Here is a 19,312-nt window from a genome sequence, read left to right on the forward strand (position 1 = left end):
AACCGACCCCACCTGAAGGCGCCGGCTCTTACGGCGCTCGGCGAGGGGGCGGGGCGGCAGGTCGGGAAGGCCCAGGGAGACCGGCTGACCTGAGGTCATGGCCATCACCGGTTCCCCGAGACGGTCTCGGTGAAGGCGCGCAGCGACTCCTTGAGGGACCCCATGGTGGCGAGCACCGCGGTCGGCTCGTAGCCGCAGTGCGCCATGCAGTTGGCGCACCGTGGATCCTTGCCGCGGCCGTAGGCGTCCCAGTCGGTCTTCTCGATGAGCTCGCGATACGTGGGCACGTAGCCGTCGCTCATCAGGTAGCAGGGCTTCTGCCAGCCGAACAGCGAGTAGTTGGGGATGGCCCAGGCGGTGCAGGGGAAGTCCACCTTGCCCTCGAGGAAGTCCAGGAAGAGGGGTGAGTGGTTGAGCCGCCAGCGCCGCCGGTTGCCGTCCGAGAAGGCCTTCTTGAACAGTTCCCGGGTCTGCTCGACGCCCAGGAAGTGCTCCTGGTCGGGCGCCTTCTCGTAGGCGTAGGCGGGCGAGATCATCATCTCGTCGACCTTCAGGTCGTCATTGAGGTAGTTCAGCACCTCGATGATGGTCTGCGGGGTGTCCGTGTTGAAGAAGGTGGAGTTCGTGGTGACCCGGAAGCCACGGCGCTTGGCCTCCCGGATGGCCGCCACGGCCTCGTCGAAGACGCCTTCCTTGGCCACGGACTCGTCGTGGCGCTCACGCAGCCCGTCGATGTGCACCGCGAACGCGAAATACGGCGAGGGCGTGAACTTGTCCATCTTCTTGCGCAGCAGCATGGCGTTGGTGCACAGGAAGACGTACTTCCGCTTGGCCACCAGTTGCCGCACGATCTCGTCGATCTGCGGGTGCATCAGGGGTTCGCCGCCCGCGATGGACACCATCGGCGCACCGGACTCCAGTACCGCGCCCACGGCCTGCGCCACCGGCATGCGCTGTTTGAGCACACCGGCCGGATGCTGGATCTTTCCGCACCCCTCGCACTTCAGATTGCAGGCGAACAGCGGTTCAAGTTCCACGATGAGCGGAAACTTGTCACGTCGGCGCACTTTCTGTTCAAAGAGGTAGGTCGCAACCTTGATGGACTGACGGAGCGGCATGGCCATGAGGGCTCACCTCCGGGGTAGCAGCACGTTACGGTGCCATTCAAAGAAAGTAGGAAGTACGGCACGGAGAACACGGAAGGCTGATATTCCCCCGCGCACCGTGCTGATACGAACAAGTTCGTGCTCTGGGGCGTCCACGACCACTCGTACGGCCGCAACCGGACGGGGTCCGGCACGCACCGCGCTGTACAGGGTCGCCGCCGACTCCATGTCGACCGCGATGGCGCCGGTGGCCCGCAGATCGGCACGCTCCGGGCCGCGCACCACGTGGTCGGAGCCGGTGAGCGGGCCGGTGTGCACGGTACGGCCCGGCGCCGCGCGGGCCAGCTCGGCTCGGAGCAGCTCCGTGCCCTGGCACAGGGTGCTGCCCCGCGGGTCCCGGGTCTCCTCCGCCACGACCACGTCGCCGGGGTGCATGCCGGGGGCGAGCCCGGCACAGAATCCGGCGGCGATCACGGGCGCGTCGCGCAGCTCGGGTGCCGCGAGCGCCCGTGCCACGGCACGGTCCGCCGCCTTCGGACCCATGCCGCTACGGAGCACGGTGACGGGACCGAGGGCGCCGCCGTGCGCGCCCGAGCGCAGCGCAAGGTGCTCGATGCCGAGCGCGCAGGCGATCAACAGCGGCGCGGCCCCCGTCGGGTCCTCGGACGCCGGGGTCGGGGCCATCAGCTCCCCTTGCCGGAGAAGGGCTCCCCGTGGACGTAACGGCCCAGGGCGGTGAGCGGGAACACCTGGCGGTACAGGTGGTAGTTGATGGAGAAGTCCCAGGGGAATCCGGTGCCGGTGAAGTAGGGCTCGTCCCAGGAGCCGTCCTCCGCCTGGGTGCGGGCCAGGAAGTCCACCCCGCGCTCGACCACCTTGGAGTCCCGCTCGCCCGCCGCGAGCAGCGCCATCAGGGCCCAGGCGGTCTGCGAGGCGGTGGAGGTGCCGCGGCCCGACCACTCCTGCACGTCCCGGTAGGAGCGCAGGTCCTCGCCCCAGCCGCCGTCCTCGTTCTGCACCGATCCGAGCCAGCTCACCGCGCGCCGGATCGCCGGGTGGGAGCCGGGCAGCCCGGCCGCCACGAGGGCGGGCAGCACCGAGCCGGTGCCGTAGACGTAGTTGACGCCCCAGCGGCCGAACCACGAGCCGTCCTTCTCCTGCTCGGCGAGCAGCCAGTCGACGCCGCGCCGGGTGCGCGCGTCGTGCGCCTTGCCCTCCACGGACAGCATCTCCACCACGTGCGCGGTGACGTCGGCGGAGGGCGGGTCGATGACCTCCCCGAAGTCGCAGAACGGCAGCCGGTTGGGGAAGGCGCTGGTGTTGTCGACGTCGAAGGCGCCCCAGGCACCGTTCTTCGACTGCATCCCCAGGTTCCAGTGCGTCGCACGCTCGACGGCGATGTCGACGCGGTCCGGGTCGGGGTGCCTGACGCGCCGCAGGGCCAGCGCCACCTCGGCGGTGTCGTCCATGTCGGGGTAGTTGTCGTTGTCGAACTCGAAGGACCAGCCGCCGGGCGCCAGCTCCGGCCTGCGCACCGACCAGTCGCCGGGCCGCACCACCTGCTCAGACAGCAGCCAGTCGGCGGCCTTCACCAACTGCGGGTGGTCGGCCGGCAGCCCGGCGTCGGCGAGTGCGATGGTCGCCAGGCAGGTGTCCCACACCGGCGACTGGCAGGCCTCGATCATCCGGGCCCCGTCCTCGCGCCACACGGCGTACCTGTCCAGCGAGGCCAGGCCCTCGCGCAGCACCGGGTGCTTCAGGTCGTAGCCGAGCAGGTGCAGGGCGATGATCGAGTAGACGGCGGGTGGCTGGATGCCGCCCCAGCAGCCGTCGTTCTCCTGGCGCTCGATGATCCAGCGTGCCGCGCTGTTCATGGCCGCCTTGCGCAGCCGGCGCGGGGCGACCTTGTGGTAGGCGTGCAGGGCCTTGTCCAGGCGTTGGAAGACACCGTCCCAGCTGGCGGCCGGCGCCATGGGGCGCTGCGGGTTGGGGTCGGAGGCGTCGGTGTGCAGCTCGTCGAGGGGGAACGGCGCGGGGCGCACCGGTTGCTTGGCCGAGACGATGGTGAGCGGCACGATGGTCTGCCGCGCCCAGCAGCCGAAGTCGTAGATGTTGAGCGGGAACCACTTCGGGAAGTAGATCAGCTCCGGGGGCAGCTCCGGCAGGTCGGCCCACTTCCACCAGCCGAACAGGGCGAGCCAGATCCGGGTGAAGACCCGGGATGCGGCGACGCCACCCTGCTCGCGCACCCAGGCGGAGGCCCGTGCCATGTGCGGCGCGTCGGGCTCGTCCCCGGCCAGCCGCAGGGCGACATACGCCTCGATGGTCGTGGAGAGCTCGCCGGGGCCGCCGTAGAAGGTGGCCCAGGTGCCGTCGTCGCGCTGCTCGCCGCGGATGAAGAGGGCGGCGGCCTTGGTGGTGGCCTCGTCGAGGATGCCGAGGAACTGGCGGAGCAGCAGGTCCTCGGCGTCCATGGTGACATTGGTCTCCAGGTCGCCCTTCCACCAGCCCTGGGCGTCCTGACGGGAGAGCAGGAAGTCGGTGGCGCGCTGGATGGCCCGGTGGGCGGGGTCCTGGGGAACCTCGGCTGCGTCCTGGGTGGTGGGGTCACCAGAGGGTGCGGTCTCCTCCTTCTTCTTGGAAGCTGGGGTCGTCTTCTTGGCCGAGGCAGCGCGGGGCGGTACCGCTCCGGTGCTTCCGTCGGTCGTCGCTGTCATGGCTTCCCCTTCGTGCAGTGGGTCTGCTGGGTCCGCCGTCGGCCGGTGCGCTGGTGGGCGCACCGGCCGGCGACTCGCTACGGGTTCTGGAGCATGGCTCCAGACGACAGGTGCAGCCGGCCGATATCGATCATCTCTTCCGTACGACCACGAAGTCGGCGAGCGCGGCCAGTTCGGTCCGCACCCGTTCGGGCATGTGCACGGCCTCCAGCGTCCGGACCGCGATGGTGTGCTGGCGCCGTGCCTCCTCGCTGGTCCACCGGCGCCCGCCCGCCTCCTCGATGAGGGCGGCGCGGGTGGCGAACTCCTCCTCGGAGAAGCTGTCGAAGTCGCTGCTCTTGGCGTCCGCTGCGAGCAGCTCGCCGAGCCGTTCGGAGGCGGGGCCGCCGGCCGCGAGCGCCGCCACCACCGGCAGCGACTTCTTGCGCTGACGCAGATCGCTCCAGGTCTGCTTGCCGGTGGCCTGCGGGTCGCCCCAGATGCCGAGCAGATCGTCCACGGCCTGGAAGGCCAGTCCCAGGTGGTGTCCGAACCGGGCGAGAACGTCCGCCGTGTGGTCGTCGGCGCCCCCCAGCACGGCGCCGATGGAGACCGCGCAGGCGAGCAGCGCACCGGTCTTGTTGCCCTCCATCTCCAGGCACTCCTCGACGGTGACCCGCTCTCGGTGCTCGAAGGAGATGTCCTGCGCCTGACCGTCGATGAGGGCGCGGGTGGCGGCCGTCAGGCGCCGTGCGGCACGGCCCGCGTCCACCGTGCCGAGCTCCAGCAGGATCTCGTTGCCCAGCGCGAACAGGGCGTCGCCGACGAGGATCGCCTGGGAGGGGCCGTGCACCTTCCAGACGGTGTCACGGTGGCGGCGCTGCTCGTCGCCGTCCATGAGGTCGTCGTGCAGCAGCGAGAAGTTGTGCACCAGTTCCACGGCGACCGCGGCGGGCACGCCGACCTCGGGCGGCGCTCCGGCGGCCTCGGCGGAGAGCACGGCGAGTGCGGGCCGCACCGCCTTGCCGCCGTCGCCCTCGGCCGGATTGCCCTGGGCGTCGATCCAACCGAAGTGGTAGGCGGCAACGGTGTCCATCGGAGGGGCGAGGCGGTCCACGGCGGCCCGGAGCACGGGTGTGGTCAGCGCCCGGCCGCGCTCCAGCAGTGCGGAGACGTCGACCGCCTCGGCAGGGGTGACGCCCGATGGCTCAGTGGGCACGGTCTCTCCTTCTGTTGCGATGCCGGCTCTTGCGGCGCCGGCGACGGCGGCCGGGGCGACGCCGATGGCGCCTCCGACCGCACCGGGCGGGCCTGCGCTGGCTGGGGTGCGGGGGCCTGCCCCGTTCGGGTCGGATGTCATGCCGCCTCCTCGAAGAGGTGACCACCGGGGCGGCCGAGGGCCGTGAGCGCGGCGCGGGCGGCGCTGGTACCGCTGCGTACGGCGCCCTCCATCGTCGCGGGCCAGCCGGTGGCGGTCCACGCCCCGGCCAGGTACAGGCCGGGCGCCTCGGTACGGGCGCCGGGCCGCAGCGCACCCACGCCGGGGGTGGGGGCGAAGGTCGCGGTCCGCTCCCGGGTGACGAAGAAGTCCCGCACCCGTGCGTCGCGTGCGGCCGGGAGCAGTTTCTCCAGCTCGGGCAGGTAGCGTGCGCGGAGCTTGGCCACGGGCTCGTCGATCTCGTCCTGGGCGGCCGACTGGGAGAGCGCCAGGTACTGGCCGTCCGTCAGGCCGGAAGCCCGGGTGCGGTCGAAGACCCACTGGACGGGTGAGCCCAGCACGGCGAAGAAGGGGCGCTTGAGCACGGTGCGGTCGTACTGCACGTGCACGTTCAGGATCGGGGCGGTGTCGATCCGAAGGAACCGGTCGGGATCGGCGACCGCTCCGGACGGCAGCAGGGCGTGCGCCTCGCGCTGCGGGACCGCGAGGACGACGATGTCGGTTTCGATGCGCTCCCCGGGAACCTCAACGGTCCAGTGCCCGTTCTTCATGAGAGAGTTACCCGATCGAGATCCTGGCGCCGAGTCAGGTGTCCGGGCCACGGAGGTGACGCGTGTTCGCAGTTCGGTACGGACTCCCGCGGCGTCGAGCGCCTTGCGGGCGAGCGTGTCATGGATGTCACCGAGGGGTACCTGCGCCCAGCCGATGTCGGCCGCTCCCGGGGCGGACAGCAGCCCGGTCTTGAAGACCATGGCGGCAAGCCCGAGCGAGGCGTCGCCGGCCCGAGCGTTGAGGGTCGCTACGCCCACCAGGTCCCACAGTGCCTCGATGGCGCGCGCCGACTGTCCCTGCCGGGCCAGCCAGCTCGCGAAGTCCTGACGGTCCAGGGCAGGATCGGTCAGGTCGAGCCGGCCCAGGGCAAGCGCGGCACGGCCGACCTTGGCGCGCTCGGCGAGCGACAGGTGCGGGTAGGTCGTCAGGCTCTGCGCCAGATGCAACGGCACCGGAAGCGCGGTGCGTCGCAGCCGGCCCAGACGAGGACCCCTTGAAGCGGCAACGTCAAGCACCGGGACGTCGAGACGTCTTTGCAGTGGCGCGAGGTCGGTGGCCGCGATGCGGTCGAGAAACCACTGGTACGCGGTGCAGCAGCGCAGGTAGACGTGCTGGCCGTTGTCGACCGACAGGTTGCCGCGCTGGAAGGAGAAGGCGAGGCCGCCCAGTCGTGGCCGTCCCTCGAGCAGGGTCACCCGCAGGCCTGCGTCAGCCAGCGCCAGTGCGCTGGTGATGCCGGCGAGCCCGCCGCCGACCACTACGGCGGCCGCCCTCCCGGGGCGGCCTGTGGTGTCGGCGTCAGTGGGGTCGGTGGCAGTCTCTGCTGGATCGGCCCGCTGGGACAGCGGGGCGTCGTCCCTCATGCGCGCTCCTTGTCGGCCGGGCCCTGGGCACGCATGACTGGGGCGGGCCGGGCCGTCGCAATCTGGGACGCCGTGTGCCCGCCTGGGGTTGACCTACACCTGCAATCAGATGGGCGGCGATCCGTGCACGGGTGCATCAGGCACGCCTCCTGATGCCCAGTCGGGGGGTGCCGCGGGAGACATGGCGGGCGTCGGCGCCGGACAGTCCGCGCACCGCGACATAGGCCTTCTCGCGCCCCGGCAGCGAGACCCGTTCGCGCAGCACCGCGTACGGATCGCGCTCGATGCGGTCGAGCAGGCGGCGGTAGATGCCGGCCATGGCGGCGACGCAGGCACCACTGCGCCGGTCCAGCTGGGGCAGCAGGCGGTAGCCCTCGGCGAACAGCGTCCGTGCCCGGCGTGCCTCGAAGTGCACCAGGCCGGCGAAGTCGGACCCCTCGGGCGGGGTGGGGCCGCCGAAGCCGGCGGAGCATCCGAACTTCCCCAGGTCGTCGGAGGGAAGGTAGGTGCGGCCTCCCTCGGCGTCCTCGCGGATGTCCCGCAGGATGTTGGTGAGTTGCATGGCGAGCCCGAGGGTGTCGGCGTATTCGGCGGCGCGCTCGACTCCTCGCGCGCCGGGCTCGGTGCCGAACACGCCGAGCGAGAGCCGTCCGATGGCCCCGGCCACGCACCGGCAGTAGACCTTCAGGTCGTCCCAGGTTTCGTAGCTCTGGCCGCGTACGTCCATCAGGACGCCGTCGATGAGTTCGTCGAGTCCGCCGAGCGGGATGGGGAAGTGCTCTGCGGCGTGCGTGAGGGCGACGGCCACCGGGTCGGTGTCGTCCTCGGCCACGTCGCCGGACTGGATCCGGTTGAGCAGGGCGCGGGTCTCTTCGAGTCGTGCCTCCTTGGCGGTCGGCTCCAGCGCCCCGTCTCCGATGTCGTCGACGCGCCGCGAGAACGCGTACAGCGCGGACATGGCACGACGCTTGGGCGCCGGGAGCAGTCTGATCCCATACGCGAAGTTCCGGGCCTGCTGCCCGGTGACGGTCTCGCAGTAGCCGTATGCGGCGAGTACCGGCGCGGACACGTGCTGATCCGTCTCCACGGTCCGACTCACCCCTTTCCTCGCAGAGTCGCTACCACCTCACGCAGCAACTGAATCTTGCTGGCCTTCGGTGGTCCGGGAAGTACGTCGTAGGAGGCGGCGGCGATCGCTCGGATCGTGGCCCGCCCCCCGGCCACGAACCCCGCCAGCAGCAGCGTCAGCTTGCCGTGGACGCTACCCACCAGGGGGGTCCCTTCATTCAGTAGATCGCGAGCGCGGTCCGCCTCGAAGGCGATCAGCGCGCGCACCGATGCGCCTGCGGTGGCAGCGGTCAGGTCCTCCTCACGCACGTGGAACCGCTTCATGTCCTGCGCTGGCAGATAGATACGATCTTGGGCCAGGTCCTCGGAGACGTCCTGGAGGTGCTCGACGATCTGGAGCGCGGTGCAGATGGCGTCCGAGAGCCGGATGCGCTCGGGCGTCGCTGTGCCGGTGACGGCGAGCACCAACCGACCGACCGGGTTCGCGGACAGCTCGCAGTAGGCCAGCAGGTCGTCGTAGGTCTCGTAGCGCTTGACGAGCTGGTCCTGCCGGTTGGCCGCGATCAGGCCGAGGAACGGGTCCGGGGTCAGGGAGTGCCGGTGCACGGTCGGCGCGAGCCGGCGCAGCACCGGGTGGCGCGGGCCTCCGCCGTCCGACGCCGTGTCCCCTTCGAAGAGGGTGAGCAGGTCGGCCTCGAAGGCGTCCAGCAGCGCGAGCCGGTCGTCGGCCTGCTCAGGGGCGACACCCAGATGGCGGGCGTCACCGCCGCCGGGCGCGAGGTCTCCGTCGCCGATGTCGTCCACCAGACGGGCGAAGCCGTAGACCGCCATGAGGTCGTCCCGCCAGGCACGGGGCAGGAAGAAGGGGGCCACGGGGAAGTTCTCGTGCGCGGCCTTGTCGAGCGTGCCGCGTACGACCGCCTCGGTGCCCTGGGCCGCTTCCTTGGCGCGGGTGTCGCGCGTGTCACGAGGTCTCGTCACCGCGTGCTGCCCGGCGCGGGGACGGCACGAGCAGTGCGGAGCTGGGGACTTCCCGTAGCCATTGCCGTCACATCTCCCGTTCTACACTGCCGACCCAAGAGACCCTCTTTCGGACACGCCGCTCAGCGGTGCACTCGGCCGCCTCGGTCCCCCGCACCGAGGCATGGGGCGGTATCACCCACTTGGCGCCTTTCAGCACCACTCCAGCTTACGTTGTACAACGCATTAGAGATCGTCGGGGTGTCCTGCACATCACAAGAACACACCGATCGGCGCCAAGATTCCGGATCCGGCAGAGAAGATCGGCAGACCTTGGGTGAGCGGCCCGACGGACATCAACCGCCCCACGCGGCACGCCCGTAACGGTCCACACACCCGAACGGACCCGCCGGCACAGCGCCTTCCGCACGGCCGCACGGGCGCGGCGCCCAGCACGCCGGGCTGCAGTGGAGCGCAGGGAGTACCGCGGGGGCACGCCCCTTACGGCGTTACGGCATGCCCGTCACGCAGAGCTGCCGGGACATCAGGTGGCGGGGCTTCAGACTCGCCCGGACACCGGGCACAGGGGTGCCGGGGCTTCGGACTCGCCGGCCGGGCGGACTACTTGCCCGCGAACTTCTCGTACTCCTTCAGGACGTCCTCCGTCGGACCGTCCATGCGGAGTTCGCCGCGCTCCAGCCACAGCACCCGGTCACAGGTGTCCCGGATGGACTTGTTGTTGTGGCTGACGAGGAACACCGTGCCGGCCTCCTTGCGCAGCTCGCGGATGCGCTCTTCGGAGCGCTTCTGGAACTTGCGGTCACCGGTGGCCAGCGCCTCGTCGATCATCAGGACGTCGTGGTCCTTGGCCGCCGCGATGGAGAAGCGCAGCCGGGCCGCCATGCCGGAGGAGTAGGTGCGCATCGGCAGGGTGATGAAGTCGCCCTTCTCGTTGATGCCGGAGAAGTCGACGATGTCCTGGTAGCGCTCTTTTATCTGTTCCCGGGGCATGCCCATGGCGAGCCCGCCCAGGATGACGTTCCGCTCGCCGGTCAGGTCGTTCATGAGGGCGGCGTTGACCCCCAGCAGGGAGGGCTGCCCGTCGGTGTAGACCTTGCCGCGCTCGGCCGGCAGCAGTCCGGCGATGGCCCGGAGCAGCGTCGACTTGCCGGAGCCGTTGGACCCGATCAGGCCGATGGCCTCGCCGCGGTAGGCGACGAAGGAGACGCCCTTGACGGCGTGGACGGTGCGCACCCCGCGCTCCTGGCCGCGGCGCACGATCCGGCTGAGCGCGGAGGTCGCGGTGCCGCGACCGGTCTTCGCGCCGTTGACGCGATAGACGATGTGCAGCTCGTCCGCGATGACGGTGGGTCGTCGTGCCCCGGTGTGTTGCTCAGCCACGTCCGTACCGCTCCTCCGCCTTCCAGAAGTACACGAAGCCGCCGACCGCGACGAGCACGGCCCAGCCGAGGGCGACCGCCCAGACGTGCGGCGGCAGGTTGGCGGAGCCGTAGCCGTCGACGAGGGCGAAGCGCATCAGGTCCATGTAGACGGCGGCCGGGTTCCACTGGAGAACGTCCGCGATCCAGCCCGGCCGGTCCTTCAGCATCACCGGGATGGAGAACATCACACCGGACGCGTACATCCAGGTCCGCATGATGAACGGCATCAGCTGCGCGAGGTCGGGTGTCTTGGCGCCCATCCTGGCCATGACCAGGGCCAGGCCGGTGTTGAAGAGGAACTGGAGGACCAGGATCGGCACGATGAGCAGCCAGGACAGGCCCGGGTAGCTGCCGAACGCGATCGCGACGACGAAGAGCACCACCATCGAGAAGAGCAGCTGCTGGAGCTGCTGCAACGCGAACGAGATGGGCAGCGAGGCGCGCGGGAAGTGCAGGGCGCGCACCAGGCCCAGATTGCCGGAGATCGCCCGTACGCCGGCCATCACCGAGCTCTGCGTGAAGGTGAACACGAACACACCGGTCACCAGGAACGGGATGTACACCTCGTGCGACATGCCGCGGCTGGCCTTCAGGATCAGCCCGAAGATCAGGTAGTAGACCAGAGCGTTGAGCAGCGGGGTCGCCACCTGCCACAGCTGGCCGAGCTTGGCCTGGCTGTACTGGGCGGTCAGCTTGGCGTGCGAGAAGGCCAGGATGAAGTGCCGCCGCCCCCACAGCTGGCGCACGTACGCCAGCAGGCCGGGCCGGGCACCGCTCACGGAGAGTCCGTGCCTGGCGGCCAGCTCGGCGGGCGTCAGCCCGTCGTCGGGGGACGGAGGCGTGCTTACCACAACGCCGCCGTCGCGCGTTGTCTCACTCACAGCGGAAACTTTCGTCTGGGGGTACCTCCCACGCCTATAAGGCAGTGGGGGAGGTGCCCGGGGCGCTCCCGGACGCGGGCGCGCGCCCGCGGGGCGAGCGCACGGCCGGGTTCCTGGATACGAGCTTGTCAGATCACCGGAGGTCGGCCCAGTCGGGTCAACCGCCACACCGTATGCCACCGCATGGGCCGACGCGGCCCGCAAGGCGTCGACCAGCCCTCTTTGAAGCCGCCGAACCACGCCTTGAGCGCGGGCCGTGACGGACGCCTCAAAAGGGTCAGCAGCAGCCAGACCCCGAGGTAGACCGGGACGAGGAGGGCAGGGAGGTTACGCCGGGCCAGCCAGACGCGGTTGCGGGCCACCATCCGGTGGTAGACGGCGTGCCGGGACGGCGCCGTCGTCGGGTGGTACAGCACCATGTCGGAGCGGTAGTCGATCAGCCATCCGGCGTCCAGGGCCCGCCAGGCCAGGTCGGTCTCCTCGTGGGCGTAGAAGAAGTCGCCGGGCAGGCCGCCGACCTGGGCGAGGACATCGGTACGCACCGCGTTGGCGCCGCCCAGGAAGGTGGTCACCCGCGAGGAGCGCATCGGGTCGGAGGCCCGCAGGCGCGGCACGTGGCGGCGCTGGGTGACGCCGGTCTCCGGGTCCGCGATGCGGAAGCTGATGATGCCGAGCTCGGGGTCCGCTGCGAAGGCCTCGCGGCAGAGCCGGGCGGTGTCGTGCTGCGCGAGCAGTCCGTCGTCGTCCAGGAAGAGCAGGACGTCGACGGTGAAGGGGCCGGACCCGGCGGTGTCGCCGAGGCGACCGGGAGCAACCGTTTCGCCGGGGGTCCCGGACGCCGTGGCCGCCGCCGTGGGCGCAAGCTCCCGCTCGTCCGATCCGGTGCGGAACGCCGCAATGCCGACGTTGCGCCCGCCGGGGATGCCCAGGTTCTCGGGCAGCTCGACGGTCCGCACGGGGCAGGCCAGGCCCGCGACGTCCGGCACGGGTGAGCCGTTGCCGACCACGACGACCTCGACCGGGTCGCCCTCCTGCTTGGCGATCGAGTCGATCAGGGCGCGCAGCTCGGCGGGGCGGGTGCCCATGGTGATGATCACCACACCCACCTTCAGCGTCTTGCTCTCGGTGACGGGGCTCACGGGCATCCTCACTTCAACCGGCTGGAGGCCAGGATGGAGACCAGGTGGAGCAGGGTCTGGAGGAGCGCGATGGCGGCGAGCACGGCGGTGCCGAGCCGGGTGAAGAACAGATCCCCGCGGACCGCGTCGCAGATGGCCAGGAGCAGGATCAGCAGGGAGGCCTCGATGCCCAGCACCAGCCGGTGGAACTTGAGTGCCGCGGCGGCCCGGCGGGCCAGCGCCACTCCGGAGGAACGCGGCTCGCTCGCCGCCTCCTTCACGGGCGGCAGCCCGCCCTGGTGCCGGGCGACGCCGACGAGGTCGGTCTCCGCCTTGATCAGGATGGCGCCGAGCGCGGCGAGCGTCCCGAGGAAGGCCCACAGCCAGTCGATGCGCCCGTCGCCGAACAGGTCGGCGGCGCGCAGCCCGAGGCCGACCAGGACCGCGGCGTCGGTCAGGTAGGCGCCGACCCGGTCCAGGTACACCCCGCCGAGTGAGAACTGCTTCTTCCAGCGGGCTATCTCACCGTCGACGCAGTCCAGCAGCAGATACAGCTGGACCGCGACGACGCCGAGCACCGCGCCGGTGATCCCCGGCACCAGCAGGGCCGGGGCGGCGAGCACACCGCAGAGGGTCATCAGGTAGGTGAGCTGGTTGGGCGTGACCCGGGTGTTCACCAGGTACCGGTCCACCCGCAGGGAGACCTCCCGCATGTACAGGCGTCCCCCCCAATGCTCACCGCTGCGCCGGTCCTTCACCCCCGCGGGGTGCACGACCGGGCGGAGTTCAGCTACTGATGGCCTTGGCATAGTCGGCGTATGCGTCCTTGATCTGGTGGGTGGACAGGTCGAGGTGTTCCAGGATGGTGAAGCGGCCGGGTCGGGTCTGCGGAGCGAACTGCACCACCTGGACGAACTCGTCCAGGGTGAAGCCGATCTCCTCGGGCGCGACCGGCAGGCCGTGCCGGCGCAGCACCTCGGCCATCTGCCCGGCCGTGTCGTGATCACCGCGCAGGAACGTGGCGAACGCGCCGCCGAGGCCGCACTGCTCGCCGTGCAGCGCGTTGCGCCGCGGGAAGGTCAGGTCGAACGCGTGAGAGATCTCATGGCAGGCGCCGGAGGCCGGGCGGCTGTCACCCGCCACCGACATGGAGATCCCGCAGAGCACCAGGGCCTCGGAGAGCGTCGTCAGGAACGCGTCGTCGCCGATGCCGCCGGGGTGGCGGAGCACGGCCTCGGCGGCCTGCCTTGCCATCGCCGCGGCCAGGCCGTCGACCGGCTCGCCGGTCTCCCGGTGCGACAGCTCCCAGTCGGCAACCGCGGAGATCTTGCAGATCACGTCGCCGATCCCGGCCCGGACGTAGCGCACCGGCGCGTCCCGGATGACGTCCAGGTCGATGACGATCCCTATCGGGTTGGGCACCCCGTACGAGCCGCGGCCCGCGTCGTTGTCGAGGGTGGCGACCGGGGAGCACAGACCGTCGTTGGCGAGGTTGGTGGCCACCGCGACCAGCGGCAGGCCCACCCGCGCCGCGGCGTACTTGGCGCAGTCGATGACCTTGCCGCCGCCGAGCCCGACCACCGAGTCGTAGTGGCCCGCCTTCTTGATCGAGTCGGCGAGCCGGACGGCGCCGTCGATGGTGCCGTCGGCGTCGTCGAACCAGTCGGCGCCGGGCAGCGCGGGTGCGAAGCGTTCCCGCAGTGCCTGTCCCGAACCGCCGCTGATGGCGAAGGCCATCCGGCCGGAGGGGGCGATGCGCTGGTCGGACAGGATCTCGGCCAGGTCGTCGAGCGCACCGCGCCGGATGTCGACGACCACCGGCGAGGGGATCAGCCTGGTCAGTACCGGCATACGACCTCCCGCCCCTTGGCGAGATCGTCGTGGTTGTCGATCTCGACCCACGGCACGTCGCCGATGGGCGCCACGTCGATCCGCAGGCCCCGGTCGACCATTTCCTGGTAGCCGTCCTCGTAGTACAGCTGCGGATCGCGCTCGAAGGTGGTCTTCAGCGCGTCGGCGAGCCCGGCTGCGGCGGCTCCCTCGATGAGGGTGACGCCGATGTACTCGCCGGAGGCCTCGGCGGGGTCCATCAGCTTGGTGATCTTCCGCACCCCCTTGGCGGGGTCGGCGACCACCTTCATCTCCTCGTCGGCCAGCTGCTTCACCGCATCGAGCGCCAGGATGATCTGCTTGCCGGCGCCGCGTGCGGCGAGCAGCGTCTTCTCGACGGAGGCGGGGTGCACGGTGTCGCCGTTGGAGAGGATCACGCCGTCGGCGAAGAGGTCACGGGCGCACCACAGGGAGTAGGCGTTGTTCCACTCCTCTGCCTTGTCGTTGTCGACCAGCGTGAGCTTGAGGCCGTACCTGGCCTCCAGCGCGGCCTTGCGCGCGTACACGGCCTCCTTGCGGTACCCGACGACGATCGCGGCCTCGGTGAGGCCGATCTCGGCGAAGTTGCCCAGGATGACGTCGAGCACCGTGCGCCCGTCGGGGTCCTCACCCTCTATGCCCGCACGGCCGACCGGCACCAGAGCCTTGGGGAGGCTGTCGGTGTAGGGACGCAGACGCCGTCCGGCGCCGGCCGCCAGCACGAGGCCGATCATGCGGGTTCTCCTTCGTCGTGTACGGCGGGTGCTCCCGAGGAGACCTGCGTCACCCAGAAACGGATGCTCTCGGTCAGCACCAGCAGGGCCACGAGCACGGCCAGGACCGTGAGCGCGGTGGCGAAATCAGCGGGGGCGAGCACTGCGGCCAGGACGGTGACCAGGAGTGTCCTGCCCTCGTGTCCGCCGATCGAACGCACCAGCCAGGCCGGTGGTGCGCCGGTGTTGCCGCGGATGCGGTACACCGTGTCGTAGTGATGGTAGGCGAGGGCGGCCACCAGCCCGAAAGCCGCGGGCAAGGCCCCGTTCACGTCCGCGCGGGCCGCGAGCAGCAGGACGGTGCCGTATTCGACGGCCCGGACGAAGGGCGGCACGAGCCAGTCGACGGCGCCCATGAGGGGGCGCGCGGTGGCGACACCGGAGAAGACGCAGTACAGCGCGGCCCCGATGACGGGCAGGAAGGTCCCGTACGGCGAGGTGGCGCTCAGCACGACCGCCGGCAGGCCGCCGACCAGCACCACCAGCGGGGGCGCGAAGGACGGCAGGTGGCGCGCGAAGCCCTGGGAGCCGGCGGCGACGGCGTCCCCGAGGGGGCCGCGGTCCGTCAGGTCGGCCAGCGCCCGCGCCGCGCGTGCGGTGCGCTGGGCCTTCCGGGTCACCGAGCGCAGCAGCCGGCCCGCGGTGGTGTACAGGGCCGCGAAGGCGCAGCCGATGAGCAGCACGACGAGCGTGATCCGCGGTGTCGTGGCGGCGGTGAGCACGGCTATGAGGGCCCAGCGCTCCCCGATCGGCAGCACGATCATGCGGCGCACCCACACCGTCCAGCCGACGTTGTCGAGCCGGTCGGAGAGGGCGGCGGTGGGGCTGGTGTTGGCCTGCGCGTCGGCGTTCGCCTCGTTGAAGGCGAAGTCCACGATGTGCCGGCAGCTCTGGAGCACCATCGCGCCGAGCGCCAGCGCCCAGACGTCGTCCCCGCCGCGGGCGGCGCCGAGCGCGAGACCCGCGTAGTACGCGTATTCCTTGGCCCGGTCGAAGGTGGCGTCCAGCCAGGCGCCGAGCGTGGAGTACTTCAGGGCGTAGCGGGCGAGCTGCCCGTCGGTGCAGTCCAGCACGAAGGAGAACAGCAGCAGCACGCCGGCGGCGATGAAGCCGCCCCGGGTGGCGGTCGCCGCGCAGGCCGCCGCGATCAGTGCGGTGAGCAGCGAGGCGGTGGTCACCTGGTTGGGGGTGAGGCCGCGGCGTGCGCACCACCGGGCGAGGTAACGCGAGTAGGGGCTGATGCAGAAGGTGGTGAAGAAGCCGTCCCGCGCCTTCACGGCGCTGCGCAGCCGGACGGCCTCGTCGTCGACGGCGGCCACGGCGTGCACGGCCTCGTCGCGTGCCGCCTGGTCGGTGGGGACGGCGGCGACGAGGGTGCCGAGTTCCGGACGGTGCACCTCGGTGCCGGCGTCCGTGAGCGCGGCCGCCACACGGTCGGCGAGCCCGTCGGCCAGGGTTCCGGCGGCGGTGGTCGCCGCGCCCGTGGTGCGCGCCGCGCCGCCCTCCGCGTCGCTCGCGCCGGCCGTCGTCCCGCTCGGGTACGCCGTCGCGGCGGCCGCGTGGCGCAGGGCACGGTCGAGAGCCGGCCGGGCCACGGGGGCGACGGCCACCGCTCCGGACACGGCACCGGCGTCGAAGCGCGGGTCGGTCAGGGCGAGCCGCAGGGCGTGCAGGTGGCCGACGAAGCGCTGGTCCACGACGGCCACCCGCTGTGCGGTCGGGATGTCGGCGAGCAGCGTTCCGGCGTGGGCTGCGTCGGTGGCCTGGCGCACATCGAAGCCGAGCGACCGCAGATCGTCCTCAAGCGATGATCCGGGGACCGGCTGGCCGGTGAGGATGGCGGTCGACAGACGAACTCACTCCTTGGGTGCCGGCGGTGCTTCTCGCCGGGGCAGCTGCGATGACGGGAGCGCGGCCGGCCGGGGACGGCCGGGCGGCATGTCGGCAGAGGCTATCTGATTGCGCGAAGCAGGTGTTCACCGCCTGTTCACGTGCCGATCAGCCGGGTCATCGGGCACCCGATACCGATCACGGGCGATCACGGACGATCACTGCGACGGCACCGGGCGTACCTGCGCTGACGCGCCGCAGCGCGCCGGGAGGACCGGGCAGGGGCGTACGTTCCGGCCGCTTATTAGGGTGGCTGCCCATGACGTGGCTTATCACCGGCGGTGCCGGATACATCGGGGCGCATGTGGTGCGCAGCATGATGGGCGCGGGCGAGCGGGTGGTCGTATTGGACGACTTCTCCACCGGTGTGGCCGGGCGGCTCGGTCCTGACGTGTCGATAGTGCAGGGCACGGTGGCCGACGCCGACCTGGTGAAGCAGGTGTGCGCGGAGCACTCGGTGACCGGTGTGGTGCATCTCGCGGCGCAGAAGCAGGTCGGCGAGTCGGTCGAGCGGCCACTGCGGTACTACCGGGAGAATGTCGGCGGCCTGACGACCCTCCTGGAGGCGGTGGTCGCCGCGGGCATCACGCGGTTCGTCTTCTCGTCGTCGGCGGCGGTCTACGGCAATCCTGCCGTGGACCTGATCACGGAAGAGACCCCCTGCGTCCCGCTGAGCCCGTACGGCGAGACCAAGCTCGCCGGTGAGTGGCTGGTGCGTGCGGCGGGCCGGGCGCACGGCATCGCGACGGCGTGCCTGCGCTACTTCAACGTCGCCGGGGCCGCCGCGCCGGAGCTGGCGGACATCGGCGTGTACAACGTCATCCCGATGGTGTTCGACCGGCTCACCCGGGGCGAGTCGCCGCGGATCTTCGGGGACGACTACCCGACGCCGGACGGCACCTGCGTCCGTGACTACATCCACGTGGCCGACCTCGCCGACGCCCATCTGGCCGCTGCGCAGTGGCTGACCAGGGGTGACGCGGGTGACGTGGGAGATCTCACGGTGAACGTCGGGCGTGGCGAGGGCGTGTCCGTGCGCGAGCTGATCTCGGTGATCGCCGATGTCACCGGCGACCAGCGGCCCGCCCTCGTGGAGGGCCGCCGTCCGGGTGACGCACCGCGAGCCGTCGCCTCGGCGACACGGGCCGAGGAGACACTGGGCTGGACGGCGCGGCGCGGGGTGCACGAGATGATCGAGTCGGCGTGGCGTGGCTGGCAGCTGCGGCACCCCGGCGCGACGCGCGGGTGACCTTCGGGTAGGCCCGGTTCCAGCGGGGTTCCCCCGGTGGACGTTGCGCTGTACCGGGCCGTTCCCGCCCACCGACGCCCATCACCGGCCCCCCGCCGGCCAGCGCCGGTCGCCGCCGTCAAGGGTCTGTCTTTCGACTCTGCATGTTTTTGTTTGCGCAGGTCAGGACAGTGACAACGGTGTTCAGTGCCATGTTGCCGGGCGCCCCTGGCACGTAGTTCACTGACAGCGTCGGGCAGATCATGGACCACTGGGTGGACCGAGGCGGAGGCTTCCATGGGGGCTGGGCACCATCACGGGCACGCGCGCGGCGCCCCGGCCGGGGGCACCTCCCACGCCCTCACGGCAGTGGGGGAGGGCACCGCGGCCCACGGGTACCGCGGACAGCTCCGCATCGCGCTGTCGATCACGGTGGCGATCACTCTGGCGGAGCTTTCCGGTGGGCTGCTGGCCGACTCGCTGGCACTGATCGCCGATGCGGCGCACATGGCCACCGACGCGTTGGGGCTCGCGATGGCGCTGATCGCCATCCACTTCGCGGCCCGTCCGGCGACCGGCAGGCGCACCTTCGGTTACGCCCGCGCCGAGATCCTGGCCGCACTCGCCAACTGTCTGCTGCTGCTCGGCGTGGGCGGTTACGTCGTCTTCGAGGCGGTCGAGCGGATCATCACACCGACGTCCACCTCGGGCGGGCTCACCGTCGTCTTCGCGCTGGTGGGCCTGGTGGGGAACATGGTCTCGCTGACCCTGCTGATGCGCGGCAGGCAGCAGAGCATCAACGTGCGCGCGGCCTTCCTGGAGGTGGCCGCGGACGCGCTGGGGTCGGTGGCGGTGCTGGTGTCGGCCGCCGTCATCCTGACGACCGGCTGGCGCACCGCCGACCCGGTCGCGTCGCTGGCGATCGCCCTCATGATCGTCCCGCGCACCGTGAGACTGCTCCGTGAAACGGTGAACGTGCTGTTGGAGGCGGCGCCCGAGGGCGTCGACATGGCGCAGGTGAGAGCGCACATCCTGGCGCTTCCGGGGGTGGAGGACGTCCATGACCTGCATGCCTGGACGATCACGTCGGGGATGCCGGTGCTGTCCGCACATGTGGTGGTCAGCACCGCGGCACTGAGCGATCCCGGGCACGAGAAGATGCTGCACGAGCTCCAGGGCTGTCTCGGGGAGCACTTCGATGTGGCGCACTGCACCTTCCAGTTGGAGCCCGGCGGGCACGCCGAGCACGAGGCGGGCCTCTGCCGCTGAGCCGCGGTGGGCGGGGCGCGCGGGCGCATCGGGATGCACGCGCCCAAGGGTGTACGCCGTCGCCATGCGCACGCCTCGGTCCGGGGCCGCGCGACGATTCCGCCGGGGCACGCGGGGGCATGATCAGATCTCCGGTCAGGTTCCGGGGACCTGCCGGGA

15 protein-coding genes and 2 pseudogenes are annotated in these 19,312 nt (G+C 71.1%); 2 read left to right on the forward strand and 15 right to left on the reverse strand.

Going from position 1 to position 19,312, the window contains the following annotated elements; genetic code table 11:
• Positions 1 to 104 precede the first annotated feature (104 nt).
• From hpnH to NQO67_RS14820, 15 genes and pseudogenes are all read right to left on the reverse strand, one after another.
• Positions 105 to 1,124, reverse strand: coding sequence for an adenosyl-hopene transferase HpnH (gene hpnH / locus NQO67_RS14755; RefSeq protein ID WP_255950416.1), 1,020 nt, complete (start codon positions 1,122 to 1,124; stop codon positions 105 to 107).
• Positions 1,125 to 1,130: 6 nt separating this feature from the next.
• Positions 1,131 to 1,790, reverse strand: a complete 660-nt coding sequence (locus NQO67_RS14760) for a phosphorylase family protein (RefSeq protein WP_255950417.1) — start codon at positions 1,788 to 1,790, stop codon at positions 1,131 to 1,133.
• Positions 1,790 to 3,823, reverse strand: a complete 2,034-nt coding sequence (gene shc, locus NQO67_RS14765) for a squalene--hopene cyclase (protein WP_255950418.1) — start codon at positions 3,821 to 3,823, stop codon at positions 1,790 to 1,792. The genes NQO67_RS14760 and shc overlap by 1 nt, the downstream gene beginning before the upstream one ends.
• A gap of 130 nt (positions 3,824 to 3,953) precedes the next feature.
• Positions 3,954 to 5,021 carry a polyprenyl synthetase family protein gene (locus NQO67_RS14770; protein WP_255950419.1) on the reverse strand — a complete coding sequence of 356 codons (1,068 nt, stop codon included), beginning with the start codon at positions 5,019 to 5,021 and terminating at the stop codon, positions 3,954 to 3,956.
• 137 nt (positions 5,022 to 5,158) lie between these two features.
• Positions 5,159 to 6,655 (reverse strand): hydroxysqualene dehydroxylase HpnE, encoded by a 1,497-nt coding sequence (gene hpnE / locus NQO67_RS14775; protein WP_255950420.1) that lies wholly within the window; start codon positions 6,653 to 6,655, stop codon positions 5,159 to 5,161.
• 136 nt (positions 6,656 to 6,791) lie between these two features.
• The gene (gene hpnD, locus NQO67_RS14780) at positions 6,792 to 7,754 is read right to left on the reverse strand and encodes a presqualene diphosphate synthase HpnD (RefSeq protein WP_255950421.1); all 963 of its coding nucleotides are present in this window, start codon (positions 7,752 to 7,754) and stop codon (positions 6,792 to 6,794) included.
• Positions 7,751 to 8,704: a squalene synthase HpnC gene (gene hpnC, locus NQO67_RS14785; RefSeq protein WP_255950422.1), complete on the reverse strand. Its 954-nt coding sequence runs from the start codon at positions 8,702 to 8,704 to the stop codon at positions 7,751 to 7,753. The genes hpnD and hpnC overlap by 4 nt, the downstream gene beginning before the upstream one ends.
• A gap of 600 nt (positions 8,705 to 9,304) precedes the next feature.
• Positions 9,305 to 10,084 (reverse strand): ABC transporter ATP-binding protein, encoded by a 780-nt coding sequence (locus NQO67_RS14790; protein WP_255950423.1) that lies wholly within the window; start codon positions 10,082 to 10,084, stop codon positions 9,305 to 9,307.
• The gene (locus NQO67_RS14795; RefSeq protein WP_255950424.1) at positions 10,077 to 11,006 is read right to left on the reverse strand and encodes an ABC transporter permease; all 930 of its coding nucleotides are present in this window, start codon (positions 11,004 to 11,006) and stop codon (positions 10,077 to 10,079) included. The genes NQO67_RS14790 and NQO67_RS14795 overlap by 8 nt, the downstream gene beginning before the upstream one ends.
• A 128-nt stretch (positions 11,007 to 11,134) precedes the next feature.
• Positions 11,135 to 11,791: pseudogene (locus NQO67_RS44240) on the reverse strand (glycosyltransferase family 2 protein); the annotation flags it as partial.
• Positions 11,792 to 11,905: 114 nt separating this feature from the next.
• Positions 11,906 to 12,151, reverse strand: a pseudogene (locus tag NQO67_RS44245) (glycosyltransferase family 2 protein); the annotation flags it as partial.
• 2 nt (positions 12,152 to 12,153) lie between these two features.
• Positions 12,154 to 12,933, reverse strand: coding sequence for a CDP-alcohol phosphatidyltransferase family protein (locus NQO67_RS14805; protein WP_255950425.1), 780 nt, complete (start codon positions 12,931 to 12,933; stop codon positions 12,154 to 12,156).
• The gene (locus tag NQO67_RS14810; RefSeq protein ID WP_255950426.1) at positions 12,911 to 13,975 is read right to left on the reverse strand and encodes an iron-containing alcohol dehydrogenase family protein; all 1,065 of its coding nucleotides are present in this window, start codon (positions 13,973 to 13,975) and stop codon (positions 12,911 to 12,913) included. The genes NQO67_RS14805 and NQO67_RS14810 overlap by 23 nt, the downstream gene beginning before the upstream one ends.
• Positions 13,963 to 14,727, reverse strand: coding sequence for a phosphocholine cytidylyltransferase family protein (locus NQO67_RS14815; protein WP_255950427.1), 765 nt, complete (start codon positions 14,725 to 14,727; stop codon positions 13,963 to 13,965). Before NQO67_RS14815 ends, NQO67_RS14810 begins: the two co-directional genes overlap by 13 nt.
• On the reverse strand, positions 14,724 to 16,616 hold the full coding sequence (locus tag NQO67_RS14820) for a DUF5941 domain-containing protein (RefSeq protein ID WP_255950712.1): 1,893 nt from the start codon (positions 16,614 to 16,616) through the stop codon (positions 14,724 to 14,726). Before NQO67_RS14820 ends, NQO67_RS14815 begins: the two co-directional genes overlap by 4 nt.
• Before the next feature lie 299 nt (positions 16,617 to 16,915).
• On the opposite strand from NQO67_RS14820, the gene galE reads away from it, so the two are divergent.
• A complete protein-coding gene (galE, locus tag NQO67_RS14825) occupies positions 16,916 to 17,905 on the forward strand; it encodes a UDP-glucose 4-epimerase GalE (protein WP_255950428.1) in 990 nt (329 codons plus the stop codon).
• 276 nt (positions 17,906 to 18,181) lie between these two features.
• Positions 18,182 to 19,153: a cation diffusion facilitator family transporter gene (locus NQO67_RS14830; RefSeq protein ID WP_255950429.1), complete on the forward strand. Its 972-nt coding sequence runs from the start codon at positions 18,182 to 18,184 to the stop codon at positions 19,151 to 19,153.
• The last annotated feature ends 159 nt before the right edge of the window (positions 19,154 to 19,312 follow it).

It is taken from the genome of Streptomyces odontomachi (assembly GCF_024435355.1).
Taxonomy (GTDB): domain Bacteria; phylum Actinomycetota; class Actinomycetes; order Streptomycetales; family Streptomycetaceae; genus Streptomyces; species Streptomyces odontomachi.